The sequence below is a fragment of the Flammeovirga pectinis genome, assembly GCF_003970675.1.
GTDB lineage: Bacteria > Bacteroidota > Bacteroidia > Cytophagales > Flammeovirgaceae > Flammeovirga > Flammeovirga pectinis.
In genome coordinates this window covers 666890-682500 of the sequence record NZ_CP034563.1, presented here as the reverse complement: position 1 = coordinate 682500, position 15611 = coordinate 666890, and the positions used below count along the sequence as shown (strand labels likewise).

Sequence of the window (15611 nt, the reverse complement as noted above, 5' to 3'; positions counted from 1 at the left end):
CATGAAATTAAAACTCTCTTTTTCTCCTTCATAAACAAGATCTAGTGATAGTTCTTCGAGATTATAAAAGTAATAGTCTGTAAAACCTATTGAATCCGCTTCTACAAGTCCTAAATTGATATCAATATCTTCGTGTAGTAAATGAGTATCTTCTACAATATTTGATTGTAAAGCAACTCGAGATAATTTACCATCCATTACAAAAGCGATGAATGCTGTATGCTTACCTTTGGCTATTGCTTTAGGTCTAATTCTTATAGTAACATCTTCTAATGCATCTTTCTCGAAGCTTGTCACTTCGGATGAATTCCAAAAATTTTGAACCTCTCCAATATCAATCGAAAAAAAATCCGTATCTCCTACAAAAAAAAGTTCGATCGATTGCTTCTCAAAACCTCCAACACATTTTAATGTAAACTCCTTATTATTATCTGAAATATTATTAAAATTAACAAATAATGCATCTGTAATAAGGTCTGAAGACTTAGGTTTTGTTTTTTGATTCGTTATTACCCTTTTCCAATTTTTATGAGTATTCCCATTTGGTAAAGTTGTTAATGTAATATTTTGATCCTTAGATGGTTTTTCAAATTTAAAAACCTGAGCTGAAGTTGCTAATGAGATCAAAAACATGACCATAAACAACAATAATTTTTTGTATAACACCATCTTAACTTATTTTCTTAATTCCTTTGCTAACGAATTTGCATAGATTTTCAACGATGACAATACTCTTTTATCATCTTCTTTAAGATCATTTATTGCTAGTCTATTGTCTAAATCTTTTATGTAATCATCAAATTTAACTCCCCCTCCTATACCGTCAAATACTTTTGCTCTGCAGAAAGATTTAAATTCTACAAGGTCATCATTATTTAATTCATTATAAAAATTCCTGCCTTTATACCTCAGTAATAGTTCTCTTAACCTTTGATCTAAGAAGTTAAAAATATTGAGATTCATAAGCTCTAACTGTTCTACTTTAAAAGTAGACAATCTATTTCTTAATGATTCATCTTGTCTAGGCATAAAACCATCATAAAGCATTGCATCAACATCTGTGCTCCTTTCAAAATTTGGTTCGTAAACTTCTTTTAACTTAGTTAAGATTGATTTATCCTTTAAAATTTCCTTTAATTTAATTGTATTTTCTGCAATCAGTTCTTTATCAATACTCAATTCTTTTGCACGTTGATCTGTTAATGTTTTAGGCGTAACATACATACTTGCCTTATTGATGTATAATTGAGACAAACCTGGCCTAATCTCATTCTCTTCCATTTCACCTTTAGGTTTATATAAAAGCTCTTTCAACTCTTCTGCTGATAGAATAGCCAAACAACTTGGGTCAATTCTTACATCATACGCTATAACAGCATTTTTATTATTATCGTCAAAAACAATTGGCACCATAAAAGCAAGGTGTCCATTAACAATTGGTACATAAGCGGATATTGCTAAGATAGGTTCTTGCTTATTTAAATGATCAGTTAATATTTTTTTTACATTATGCTTATTACTTAAACTAAGTGCATATTGAAATAATTTTGGTTGATTATTCTTTATTAATCGAAAAACTTCAATTGTTGCTCTTACATCTGCAAGTGCATCATGAGCATTTTCATGAGTCACTCCATTAGCTACTGATAGTTTTTCTAATTTCATACTCACTTTTCCATCCTCATCTGTAGGCCAATTAATACCCTCAGGTCTTAATGCATACGTCATTCTAATAATATCTAAAACATCTGCCCTTGAGTTGTTATCTGCCCATTCGTGAGAATAAGGATCTATAAAATTCTTATAAAATCCATATCTAGAAAATTCATCATCGAATTTTATATTATTATAGCCTACGTGACATGTTCCTCTTTCTCCTAATTGATTTTTAATTATTGCCATGAATTCAAATTCTCTTAAAGAATCAGGTTGTGAATCTGCAATTTGAGGTGTTATTCCAGTTATAAGACATGCGTCTGGATTTGGTAAAAAATCTTTTGAAGGTTTACAATACAATGTAATTTCCTCTCCTATTTGATTTAAATCCATATCTGTTCTAATACCTGCAAATTGGACAATTTTGTCTTTCCGTGGGTCTGTACCAAAAGTCTCGTAGTCGTAAAAAAAGAAAGATGATGAATTCATGTCGGTATTCTATAGATTTAGTTATACACGAAACTAATAAAATGAATACAAAATATAAACTATTTAAAGATGAGTTATGGTTTTATAAAACATTTTTGTATTTCTTGAATTGAAATCGGTAATAAAATTGGATAATTATTAATTATTTAGCTAAATTGAATATAACGTATTACGAATATATCTCTTTATGGCAAAATACATATACTATAAAAAGCCTTTTGAGGAAGTAAAAAAAATGGCAGCTGATATAAAAATCTCTTTAAAAGATTTCATGAAAAAGCTACCTGTAAATGAGACAAAAAGTTTTGAAACTAGAAAAGCTTTTTATCAAAGTTATACTTCCAATAGAAAAGCAGCTTGGAAGGGCGACGAAGACTCATCTATGATTTACGTTGATGGTGTTAAACCTTATGCTTTATCAACTCATGATTTTTTAGAAGAATATCGTATAGCAATTCAACATAGAGGAAGGAAACCTAGAAAAACTGGGGGTTCAAATAAAATTGTTACTTTCCGTATGTCTAAAGAAGAATATTCTGCTTTAGAGAGTCAGGCGAAACAAAATGGCATCAAAGTATCTGATTATATCAGAAATTTGATAGAAAATGATATGAAAAAATAAGTTGATATTATCAATCGTAAAAAAATATCATTAAAAAAGGCTTCTCAATTAAATTGAGAAGCCTTTTTATTTACAGAGCAAGGTTATTTTAATTCCTGCTTCGTTTTATTTTGCTCCTTATTCGAATATCTATATTGATACATTGAATAATTAACATCTCTCATATAATCTATCAGTTTGTAATACGGCTGATCTGTCTCTGTAAGAATTCCGCAATTTGCGTTTTCTCCTAATTTAGAGGTACCAGTTGTTGCTGCATTACCCCACATAAACCAGTGAGCTCCAACGCAATTATTATCTCGCATGGCACTTTCAACGTAGTTTTTATATTTTTCTCCTCTATTTCTTTGATCAGAAGAAGCAGATAAACCTGGAGAGAATTTACCAGAGTCTAATGATCCAAAATTAAATTCAGAAATGATATAAGGTTTATCAATACCTGCAAGTGTTGGAAATGTATTTGGATAAATCTCATCATCAAATTGATTAAAAGATAAAATGTCGATATATTTTGCTCCAATACTTACATTCAAATTATGTCTATGTTCTGATTGCACATTCCAACGGCAACCAAGGTATAATGATTCTGGTGCTAACTCTGTAATATACTTTTTTACTGTCTTGAAATATTTATGAGCTGTAATAGCATAAAATTTATTATTTAGCTCACTATATCCTGAAAGATTTAACTCCTCTCGAGAGGACATTACTTCTTTCCAAGAGTTAAAAGATTTACCAGTTACCTTATTAAAAGAAATAACATCTTCACCCGCTTTTTGTAAGTGTTGCAAATAATGCTTTTTACCGTGTGAATGACTATCATTTTGTAGAATTAACGTCACTAGTTTTTCTGGAGTATGCCATTTTAGTTCATCGTCTACAAACCAACCGATAAAGAAAGGATCTTTCTTTATTTTATGACTTCTATGCTTGATTTCTTTATGTAAATTCTTTTCCCAATGGTGATTATATATATCAGGAAAACCAGCTACCAATTCAGGTGCTTCAGAAATAACGGCAACAGTATATGGTGTTTTTTTATCTTCAAGTAAATTATATGCTTCATCATAAGACCAAGCACCCATTGTATTTAAACCCCAGCTTTTCATTCTATCCATTGAACGATTTGCATATTTTTGAGGATTATACTCACCATATTTTCTTTTAATATTGGCATGACCAAAGTTATAATTAGAGCCATCCCAAAATTCTCCAAAAGTAGAATCTGTGTGCATAGGTAAGTATTCGAAGTAAAGATCTTTATCAGATGTTTGAGAATTCACAGATAAATCTGCTGCTCCATTAACACCATTAGACCAAAATAAGAAACCTTCAGGGTCTACTAACCACCATTTATCTTGTACTTTAGTTGTATAAAAATGACCCGTTACTTTTAATTTAGGCCCTAATTTATATCCTCCATATTTTGTCCATTCCTCAGAACCTTTGTGTTTAGCAAGGTCTTCATCTTCAGTTTTAATATCTTCTTCTAATTGTTTGTCGTTTTTAATCTTCCCGTTCCAAGTATCGTATTTATACTGACCATATTCATCTATAAATGGAAAGAAAGTCATGTGGTTCTTTTCGAAGTTTTCAGGAAAAGCATGCTTATATAATTCGATTGCTTTTACCGTTACCACTCTTTCAAAATCAGCAACTGGGAAATAAATCTCGATTGATTTAGTATGAGCTAGATCAAATGAGTTTGTAAACGACACACCTGCAGGCATTCCTTGCATCTCAGGAAAGTTTGCATTCATATCTGCGTATGTGGTTGTTCTTGTTGAAACATCTGGTTGTAAAATACAATCAAAAACTCTCGTTTCTCCAGGGTTTAACCATCCTATATTTTTTAAAGGTAGTGGAGCTTTGAAATCAGACGTCAACTCTCCTTTAATTATTGGTTCAAAGCGAACAATCTCTTCTGTTTTATTTTCTAAGATAATTGCTATGTATAACCATTCGTGCAGATCCCAATCTCCAGTAACTTTCATTACACTACTACCATCCTTGGCTGTAGTAATTTGGTAACCAGAAGATTTTATTTCACTTGTTGCATCTCCAGAAATAGTTATTTGTTTTGCATCAGCTCTTTTAGTGAAATCATATAAGTCAAAAATTTGATCCGCTTGAGCATTACTTACTAAGGCTGTAAACAGCAAAAGTAGCGTGAAGTAACAGTTTTTCATCTAGTAATATTAGTTATAGATAGTAATTTAATTATTTGGTATAGAGAACTAAACCTATCAAAAGGTATAATTTAAGGTAAAATTCATTTTTGAGTAAAGACCCAACACTGCGTAAAATTAATGATTTTTGTTTTACTATTCAACAATTAAGTGTTTTAGGGATTGTGTTTTTCTAAGTTCAATTCAAATACATATCATAATTTCACTAAAATATAAAAACTAATTATTTAAATATTCATAAATAGTACAATCACTCTTTTAATGATTGTAAACTAATTCAGCAACAAAAAAAAGAATCTATTAATATCGTATTCAAGATTAAAACAATTAAAAAATCAATTTAAAAATACCATCAAATTTCTACTTAATTAATAAATCTAACCAGTAGTGTACATTGTTATAATACATTGTGTTTTTGTAATTAAAGAATACTATAAAGAATTAGTTCTTCTTCTAAAGAGCTGTATTTATACTATACATAGGTATTCTATTTTACAATTCTGAAAACGTTATTTGCTTTAATTGTTGTACAATTAAAGGTTTTTTATTTGAGAGATTCCTCTCATAATCATATATTAAATAAGGTGCCGTTATTTTAATTTTTATTGTACCTCAATAAAAACATAAATATTTTCGCTATTTAAATTGATCTTTAAATAATACTATTTTCGATTATTAAAATAAGTAACAATAAGAAATAGATAAAACTTATCAATTAAATTTTTCATTATACATATAATCAGCTAAAAAAATCAATTCTATATTATGAACACTACACCAATACAAGATTTACGTGATGAAGCTTTCAAAAAAATCATTAAAAACGATGTGAAGAAAAAGAAATGGTTCAAGGCATCTAGATGGTTAAAAGAACAAATGATTATTTGGGAATTAGAAAAAAATTAATTCATAGAAAAAAATCCTACAACAATAAGTTGTAGGATTTAAAATGATGAAGTGAAGATAAAAAATTAATTTTATAATTTCACTGAGCTATAATTGTCTATTTGTAGTTGTTAGTTTACAATCAATCTTGATGTTGAAGCACCTGCACTTGTCATAAGTTTAATAAAATAAACACCTTTATTAAGGTTTGATAAATCAATTTTTGTTTTGAATGTACCTTCAAAAGATACCTCTCTATAAAGTTTACCTTTAACATCATAAAGTAAAATTGTCTCTATTTTATCTTCTGATGATATTGTAACACTTCCTGAAGTAGGGTTTGGATATATACTAATTACAGACATATTTCCGTCGATTGCTGTAATCACCTGACCAGAAACTGTAATTTCTTTAGTTCCAATTACATTAGAACCACGCTCTAGTGAAGTAGCAGTGACAACTACTGTTCCGTCACCCTTCGCTGTAACTAGTCCATTTTGATCAATTGTAGCAATATCTGTATTGCTAATAGACCATTCAATATCTTTTATTGATGCGTTCAGAGGTACTATTATTGCCGTCATTAAAGATGTCCCTCCTTTTTCAGTAATATTATTTCCTGACACAGCGATTGAAATCACATTTATCTCACATGTTGAACACTCATTAAAGCAAACGACATCTAAAATTAAATCTTCTGATCCAACAGTAATACCTCTATTCTTTGTCCCTTCTATTTCACAACCAGTTCCCGATAGGTCTTCTGTATTCTCCCAATTCTTACCTATTGTAAATTGGTATTCATAACTAACCCCTGCCAATAATTCTATGGTTACTTCCCAGATACCGTCATTATTTTCATCAGACATTTCCTGAAAAAGTTCAGGGTTCCAATCAATAGATGGCCACGATCCTGCTAAATACACTTTCTCATCTGAGGGTCTTTCTTTTGTTAAATTCACTTTGAAAGTAACCATTACTGTTTCTTCAGATGGCTTATTTTCACTTTCTTCACATGAGTTATAAATAGCAATTGACAATTCTTCATCATCTTGAACCAATATTGTTCTAAAATTATTTTCATCAAGACAATCTCCTTCAAAATCTTCTACAGCATCATCAATAGCAAATTGATAAGTATATGTTCTATCAGCTCTTAAATAAATAAGTTTTGAATAAACATTATTACCTATATTTAATAATTCTGTAGGGTTTCTATCTTTATCCCAATTTCCTATAACTTGAGGAGTCCCTTCTATTTCAACAGATGGAACATCTACTGAAAACAAAATGCTATTCCATATTTGTTGATCGCTTGAACATGAGTTGAAAGCTACAACATCAAGAGCTAAACTCTCTGAAGTATTATCTAAGGTAATGTATCTGTTATTGGTTGATGCTTTTTCACAACCTGAATTTTGCATATCTTCAGTATCATTCCAATCATTACCTAACGTGTATTTAAATTCATAGTCTTTTCCAGCACGCAGATTAATTGTAGCTTCCCAAATACCGTCATTATCTTCATCTGTCATTGGTGAGAAATCTTCTGGCATCCAATTATTCCATGATGCTGCAATATATAATCCAGCAGAAGTATCATCAAAAGAAGCTGCGTCTACTTTAAAAGTAACATCTTTATAGATTTTATCCTCTACAATATTATCACATGAATTAAATGCTACAACATCTAAAACTTGAGTAGGGTTTTCTGAACCATCTGAAATAATTGTCAGACTTCTATTTTTACTTCCTTCTTGCCCACACTCCTTTTCTGATAAATCTTCATCGTTCCAATTAGAACCATTATTATATCTAAAGATTTGATTCCCTTCTAATAGAGATACTGTTGCTGTAAAAATACCATCATTATCTTCATCTAACATTTCTACCCAGTCCGCTTGTTCCCACTTACCATTCAACTCAACAATAAATACTTTTCCATCTACTACATCTTCTCCATTCATGTTTACCTGAAAAGTAACATCAACTAAAGATGGTTCAACATCACATTTTCCGTAATCTACTGTTGCTAATTCTTCTACTCCACTTACGGTAATTGAACGGTTTTTGCCTTCTAAGCAATTTGCTCGGCCATCTTCCCAGTCGCCATTTGTAAATAGATACTCGTATTCTTGTCCTCGAGTTAAAGAAATTACTGTTTCCCAAATATTTTCATTGTCTACATTTTGAGTCAATGCTATTTGATCTCCCCAATCACCTTCTCCAACAACATCACCTACAATTCCTGGTGTTGCAGGAGTAATTCCTTCTAAATTTACACTAAATGTAACTTCATAAGTCGGTATTTCCGCTGTACACGAATTAAATGCTACAACATCTAAAACTTGAGTAGGATTTTCTGAACCATCAGAAGTAATCGTTACTGTTCTATTATTGTTCTCTTCGTTTCCGCAAGTTGTTCCTGATAAGTTTTCATCATTCCAATCAGAACCATTATTGAAACGGTAATTTTGATCTCCTTCAATTAAATCAACTATTGCTGTAAAAACTCCATCATTATCTTCATCGAGCATTTCTACCCAATCAGCTTGTTCCCACTTACCATTTAGTTCTATAATAAATACTTTCCCGTCTACTAAATCCTCTCCATTCATATTTACTTGGAAGGTAACATCTACTATTACAGGTGGTGTTGTACATTCCCCATAAATAACGGTCGATAAAATTGTAGATTCTTCTACTGTTATGCTACGTAAGTAACCATCTGAACATGACTCCCTTTCTAATTCTTGTTCCTCATTGTTGACAAATAAATATTCATACTCTTCTCCTTGCGTTAAGGATAAAGTTACTTCCCAAACATTTGTATCATCTACGTTTTGTGTTAAGGCTGTTTCTGATTCCAAATCCTCACCTGTTAATGCTACTATTATAGCTGGTGATGAAGCGGTCTCATTTGATAGATCAACACTAAATGTAACTTCATAAGTTGGGGCTGATGATGTACACGAATTAAATGCAACTACTTCTAATGATAAAGCTTCTTCTGTTGCATCTAAAGTGATATATCTATTATTCGTATCGGCTTTATTACAATCAGTGTCTGTCATGTCTTCAACAAGATCCCAATCTTGACCTACTGTATATTTAAATTCATAAGTTCGATCTGCTCGTAAAGAAACTGTTCCTTCCCAAATACCATCCTCATCTGAATCTAATAAAGGTGTGAAATTGTCAGGTGTCCATGCATTCCAAGTTGCTGCTATAAATAAACCATTTGATATATCTAATAATGAACTTGCATCTACTTTAAATGTTACATCTTTGTAAACACTTGGTAAAGGTGTAGAAGTACATGAATTAAATGCTACTAAATCTAATACTTGTTGTGGATCTTCACTCCCATCTGAAATTACAGTTAAAACCCTATTTCTGGTATCTCCACTAGCACATTCCTTTCCAGTTAAATCTTCATCGTTCCAATCAGTACCGTTATTATAACGGAAAGACTGACTTCCTTCTAAAACAGCTACAACTGCTGTATAAATACCATCTTCGTCTGAATCTGACATTTCTACCCAGTTTTCTTGCTCCCATTGACCGTTTAGTTCTACTATAAATACTTTATCATCTACTAAAACCTCATCATTCATATCGACTTGGAAAGTAACATCTACTAATACTCTTGGTACTGTACATGTGCCATAAGTAACTGTTGATAATTCCTCTGACCCATTTACTGTCAATGCTCTATGATAACCATCGTTACAATCTGAACGTTCTAATTCTTGTTCCCCATTGTTGACAAATAAATATTCATACTCTTCTCCTTGCGTTAAGGATAAAGTCGCTTCCCAAATATTTTCATCATCAGCATTTTGTGTTAAGGATGTTTCTGATTCCAAATCCTCACCTGTTAATGCTACTATTATAGCTGGTGATGAGGCGGTCTCATTTGATAGATCAACACTAAATGTAACTTCATAAGTTGGGGCTGATGATGTACATGAATTAAATGCAACTACTTCTAATGATAAAGCTTCTTCTGTTGCATCTAAAGTGATATATCTATTATTCGTATCGCCTTTATTACAATCAGTGGCTGTCATGTCTTCAACAAGATCCCAATCTTGACCTACTGTATATTTAAATTCATAAGTTCGATCTGCTCGTAAAGAAACTGTTCCTTCCCAAATACCATCCTCATCTGAATCTAATAAAGGTGTGAAATTTTCAGGTGACCATGCATTCCAAGTTGCTGCTATAAATAAACCATTTGATATATCTAATAATGAACTTGCATCTACTTTAAATGTTACATCTTTGTAAACACTTGGTAAAGGTGTAGAAGTACATGAATTAAATGCTACTAAATCTAATACTTGTTGTGGATCTTCACTCCCATCTGAAATTACGGTTAAAACCCTATTTCTGGTATCTCCACTAGCACATTCCTTTCCAGTTAAATCTTCATCGTTCCAATCGGTACCGTTATTATAACGGAAAGACTGACTTCCTTCTAAAACAGCTACAACTGCTGTATAAATACCATCTTCGTCTGAATCTGACATTTCTACCCAGTTTTCCTGCTCCCATTGACCGTTTAGTTCTACTATAAATACTTTATCATCTACTAAAACCTCATCATTCATATCGACTTGAAAAGTAACATCTACCAATACTCTTGGTACTGTACATGTGCCATAAGTAACTGTTGATAATTCCTCTGACCCATTTACTGTCAATGCTCTATGATAACCATCGTTACAATCTGAACGTTCTAATTCTTGTTCCCCATTGTTGACAAACAAGTAATCATAAGTTGAACCTTGAGATAATGATAAAGTCGCTTCCCAAATATTTTCATCATCAGCATTTTGTGTTAAAGCTGTTTCTGATTCCAAATCCTCACCTGTTAATGCTACTATTATAGCTGGTGATGAGGCGGTCTCATTTGATAGATCAACACTAAATGTAACTTCATAAGTTGGGGCTGATGATGTACACGAATTAAATGCTACAACATCTAAAACTTGAGTAGGATTTTCTGAACCATCAGAAGCAATCGTTACTGTTCTATTATTGTTTTCTTCGTTTCCACAAGTTGTTCCTGATAAGTTTTCATCATTCCAATCAGAACCATTATTGAAACGGTAATTTTGATCTCCTTCAATTAAATCAACTATTGCTGTAAAAACTCCATCATTATCTTCATCGAGCATTTCTACCCAATCAGCTTGTTCCCACTTACCATTTAGTTCTATAATAAATACTTTTCCGTCTACTAAATCCTCTCCATTCATATTTACTTGGAAAGTAGTACTTACTGTTATAACATCTTGATCACAAGCACCATATTCTACAGTTGGCTGTGTAATTTTTTCTTCAAGAATATCAATTGATCTATTTTTTCCTTCTGGACAATCCGCACGTGGGTCTTCCCAATTACCATTAATGAAATTGTACGTATGCGATGAGTTTTTAGGAAGAAGAACAGTTGTTTCCCATATATTATCACCATTTAAATCATATAACTTGATTTCGTTATGATTCCAAGAATCATTTAAACCAGTCATAAATACGCCATCTTCACCAACAGTTTCATTAGACATATCCACCGTAAAGACTACCTCTACATTATCGTTACAAGATCCAAAAGTCACAGTAGACAATACTATATCATCATTATATACTTTCAGTTGTCTATTTTTTCCTTCTGAGCAATTTTCTCTACCATCTTCCCAGTTTCCATTTATGAAATTATAAGTATGAGATGATCCATTTTCTAAATAAATAGCTATTTCATAAACACCATCATTATCTTCGTCTGATAATTGAATATCATTATGATTCCAAGAGCCGTTTAAACCTGTCATAAACACACCATCATCTCCAACAGTTTCAGCACTCATATCAACACTAAAAGTGACTAGTGAGAATGTTTGTTCACTACATTCATTAAATGTTTCAGTAGTTAATACTAAATCGCTTTCTCCTTCTAGGTTCAAAACTCTATTAGAATTTGGAGAACACCCTTTAGAAGACATATCCTCTTGAGTTTCCCAATCTCCTATAATGTATTTAAATTCTGTAGTCTCAGAAATGTCCAATGTGATTTCGTAAATTCCATCTGCATTTTCGTCAGTCATTTGATTATCTAAAGACCAACCTGCAAAACCACCTGTTACATAAATATTCTTATCCGTAGTCTCTTCATTAGACACATCTACGGAGAATGTAACATTAGTAGCAAATGTGTTTATGGAAATTAGACATATAAAAAGTAGAAAAATGTTTTTCATATCGAAATTGATTATTGTAGTGTAAAGTTTCTTTAAGTGAAAAATTGATGAAAAGGAGAGGTTCTTCACTCTCCTCTTCTAAATCAGTTTCTGCTAAGTAGATAGTTAGTGAAAGAAAAAGATATTATAATGTCGGTCTATAATTGTCTCAAAAAATTTCTTACACTAACTAAATAATTATTTAAGCTTTAGTATTGGAATCATACACCATCGTTCCAATGCTATTTGCAGGAATTGAGATGATGTATGATTTGTCTGTTCCTGTTAGTTTGTAATTAAATTTCTTCTGCGCATCAGAATTATTCATTAATAAAGTGATAATCTTACCATTTGGTGTAATAAAAGACACGTTTGGTAAATCGCCCATATTATTTGATTTAACTCGATAAGATCCTGAAGGAATAAATTTAGATGCATGTGCTACTGTATAGTAGGCTACGTTTCTATTCACTGTATTTCCTTCAATAGTTAAAGCGCCAAGACATTCTGTACATCCTCCATCTGTATGAGGTTGTAAATTAGCATCAGATGCTAAATTCCACTCCAGAACGTTTCTACTCCAATTTCTAGGAGCTCCAATAAACATGTTTTCAAAATGCCACATTAAAGCACCACCAAAATCTTCGTTTGCTCCTACCCATTGTTCTGTAAAATATATTCCTTTAGAAGTATCTGCTGTTTTTACAGAAGACAACGCAGAAATATCTCCACCATAAAGATGAAAAGCCGAACCATTGATATACTGATTTGCATTAGAATTGATAATCGAAATTGGATAATCAGGACGGTCACAGTTATGATCGTACGTAATTATCTTTGTTGATATATTAGCTGCTTGAAATTTAGGTCCTAATTGTTCTGCAATAAACTTTGCCATCTCTTCTGACTCCATGTATAAACTTGGATTATTACCATCATGTAATGGCTCATTCTGAACAGTAATAGCATCTATTGTAATACCTTCTGCTGCATATGCTTGAATATACTTCACAAAATAATCTGCATAAGTAGCGTACTTATCGACTAATAACGAACCTCCTTTATAAGCGTTATTAGATTTCATCCATGTTGGAGGCGACCAAGGTGTACCTAGAATTTTAATAGAAGGGTTTATTGCTAAAATCTCCTTTAAAACTGGTATTAAGTGCTCTTTATCTTTACTAATAGAAAAATTAGAAAGTGTTTCATCTTCTGCCTCTGCATAAGAGAAAGGACTAGCATCTAAATCAGACGCAGCAATACTTACTCTAAGGTAATTAACGCCAACTTGTCCTTCTTCTCTTCCAAATAACTCTTGTAATAAAGCCGTTTTTGCTGCACTCGTCATAGAGTTAATGTGCATTGCACTACCTCCTGTTAACGTAAACCCAAAACCGTCAATTTCTTGATATACTTGATTTTGATCTACTCGCAAAGTAACATAAGATTCGTCTTCTCCTGTAGCTACAACATCTTCTAACAACCTTAATCCTTGATTTTTTTGGCCATTAACATCATCTCTAGAAGTTACATATAACTGTACATGATCTACTTCCACTACTGGTGGAGGAGGTACAGGAGTTTTATTTTCATTATTGTCTCCACAGCTAATTCCTGAAATTGAAGTAGCCATTAATAGAATTAAACCAATTAACGTATTCATTTTTTCCGTTCTCATATATGTTGTGATTAAGAGAGATGAATAGTTTCCTACTCACCTCTTTTAGTTATTTTATTGTGTAACAGTGTAATTACCCACTGTATAATCGTTTGTTATTTCTAAAGAAACAGTATAAGTACCGTCTGTTGATGTAAACTTGAAGTTGGATACATTTACTCCTTCCTCTACAAACGTTTTATTAGTTGTTGTACCAGTTGTTGCCGTTGCATCATCTGTAGATCCAGCCGCGTCAGAAACACCAAACTCTACATCCCAAGGAGAGAAGAATTTGGAATCAAACCCTGCCGATAAATCTGTATTTTCTAAAGTGAATGTGTAAGGGTGAACGTATGTCATTGGTAATTCCTTTCTGTCATCCCATCCACCATTATCATCCCAATGGAATAATTTTATGTTGTAATATTGCCATTGAACTGTAGGTGCATCAAAATCAATTGTTAGCATATATGCCTGATCTCTTATTACAGATATATCACCAGCTTCTTCTTTAAAGTACGGTGCTCCATAAACATTGTCTCCATTAGGGTCGTCTTCAGTTTCTCCAATGTTACCCAATAAAGAATAAGATGTCCCGCTACCATCTGCAGCACTATTCAATGTATATTTTACTGCAGCTTGTAATGCTAAATAGTTTGATGTGAAGACATTATTATCTTTCACTAATTCAACTGCTCCAGAACCATCATTAGGAATTAAGAAAAGACTTTCTGGTGCTACAATTGGATTTGGTGTAGGAATATCCACTTCAACTTTTTCAAAAGAGTAACTATAAGAAGTTCCTAAAAAGTCTGCTGATACAATGTAATTTCCAACATTTTCATTTTGAAGATCTTCTTTTGCAAGACCAACTGCATCTGCATAAGGCTCAAATAATAGACTAGTAGTACCTGGAGTTTGTTTGTACATTCTACCCCAATCACCATCGATCCTTAAAACAAATCCTCCTGTTTGAAGCAGTTCTACCGTATCTTGAAATAAGCCATTACCGAGGTAAGGTAAAGCAACATCTCCACTCCATTCACCTTCAATTGGCGTTCCTACAATACCAAGATGATTTATCTTTTCTAGTTTAATTGTATTACTAACTAAATCAACTCCAACTCTAAAAACACCATCTTCAGTAGCTGTAATTTCAGCACCACAAAGTGCAATAGAACCATTTTCACCACCATAATGCAGTGCAGGTTCTTCTAACCTACTTACAAATTCGTACGTTTCGTCTTTAGTAAGTTGAGTGATGGTTTCGAAGAATGTCATTTTACCTTCAGCATCTTTAAAGGCTTTTAAAGGAATCCCTTGTGCTAGATTATTACCAACCTCTGTTGCTGTACCAATTAAGTATAAATTATTTGGAATAGGATCGAAAGAAAACCTTTTAATATTGATAGGTTGAGAAGAGAAAGCAACAACTGATAAAGACATTGCTTTTACACCCCATTTTACTTTTGCTACTTGATCTTTAGGATAACACGCTTGTGCTAATGCCAAATCAATTTCTTCGTGCGTAATACTTGCTGTTATATCTTTACCATTGTTATTTGATTCAACCTCAATCAATGGATTTTCATAAGACGTAGCTGTATCGCTTACCAATACTACTGCATATTTAATAATATAATCTGCAGAATTAACAGAAGGTTTCCATTCAAAATCAATTGATTCTGTTGTGAAAATCTCATCTAATTCTATTGTTGCATCTGCATCAGGAGAAACTAGTTCTGCTTCAGAAAGTGTCCATTCTCCCTCTGGCTGCATATTTGATTTTGTAGCACATCCAACGGCAAAAGCCAAGAATAAAAAGAGCACTACATTGATATATTTCTTTATCATTTCTTTATTATCTA

At 32.2% G+C, this 15611-nt stretch carries 8 protein-coding genes (1 of these 8 cut by a window edge); 2 read left to right on the top strand and 6 right to left on the bottom strand.

Going from position 1 to position 15611, the window contains the following annotated elements; all coding sequences use genetic code 11:
• Positions 1-669, bottom strand: the 5' portion of a protein-coding gene (locus EI427_RS22870; protein ID WP_126619413.1) for a hypothetical protein. It extends 1119 nt beyond the left edge of the window; only the first 669 of its 1788 coding nucleotides appear in the window; the start codon lies at positions 667-669; its stop codon lies beyond the left edge, outside the window.
• 6 nt (positions 670-675) lie between these two features.
• Positions 676-2145 (bottom strand): exodeoxyribonuclease I, encoded by a 1470-nt coding sequence (gene sbcB / locus EI427_RS22865; protein WP_126619411.1) that lies wholly within the window; start codon positions 2143-2145, stop codon positions 676-678.
• A 187-nt stretch (positions 2146-2332) separates the two neighbouring features.
• On the opposite strand from sbcB, the gene EI427_RS22860 reads away from it, so the two are divergent.
• Entirely contained in the window at positions 2333-2767 is a 435-nt protein-coding gene (locus tag EI427_RS22860; RefSeq protein WP_126619409.1) for a plasmid mobilization protein, read from the top strand.
• A gap of 83 nt (positions 2768-2850) precedes the next feature.
• Here the strand turns inward: EI427_RS22860 and EI427_RS22855 are convergent, their stop codons facing one another.
• A complete protein-coding gene (locus tag EI427_RS22855) occupies positions 2851-4956 on the bottom strand; it encodes a hypothetical protein (protein WP_126619407.1) in 2106 nt (701 codons plus the stop codon).
• A 765-nt stretch (positions 4957-5721) separates the two neighbouring features.
• On the opposite strand from EI427_RS22855, the gene EI427_RS25990 reads away from it, so the two are divergent.
• Positions 5722-5862: a hypothetical protein gene (locus tag EI427_RS25990; protein WP_155523312.1), complete on the top strand. Its 141-nt coding sequence runs from the start codon at positions 5722-5724 to the stop codon at positions 5860-5862.
• A gap of 110 nt (positions 5863-5972) precedes the next feature.
• Here EI427_RS25990 and EI427_RS22850 read toward each other — a convergent pair whose 3' ends face one another.
• The 3 genes from EI427_RS22850 to EI427_RS22840 form a co-directional block, all read right to left on the bottom strand.
• Positions 5973-12107, bottom strand: a complete 6135-nt coding sequence (locus EI427_RS22850) for a carbohydrate-binding module family 20 domain-containing protein (protein WP_126619405.1) — start codon at positions 12105-12107, stop codon at positions 5973-5975.
• A gap of 181 nt (positions 12108-12288) precedes the next feature.
• Entirely contained in the window at positions 12289-13764 is a 1476-nt protein-coding gene (locus EI427_RS22845) for a glycoside hydrolase family 30 protein (protein ID WP_240655393.1), read from the bottom strand.
• A 54-nt stretch (positions 13765-13818) separates the two neighbouring features.
• Entirely contained in the window at positions 13819-15597 is a 1779-nt protein-coding gene (locus EI427_RS22840; protein WP_126619402.1) for a SusE domain-containing protein, read from the bottom strand.
• Between the last annotated feature and the right edge of the window lie 14 nt (positions 15598-15611).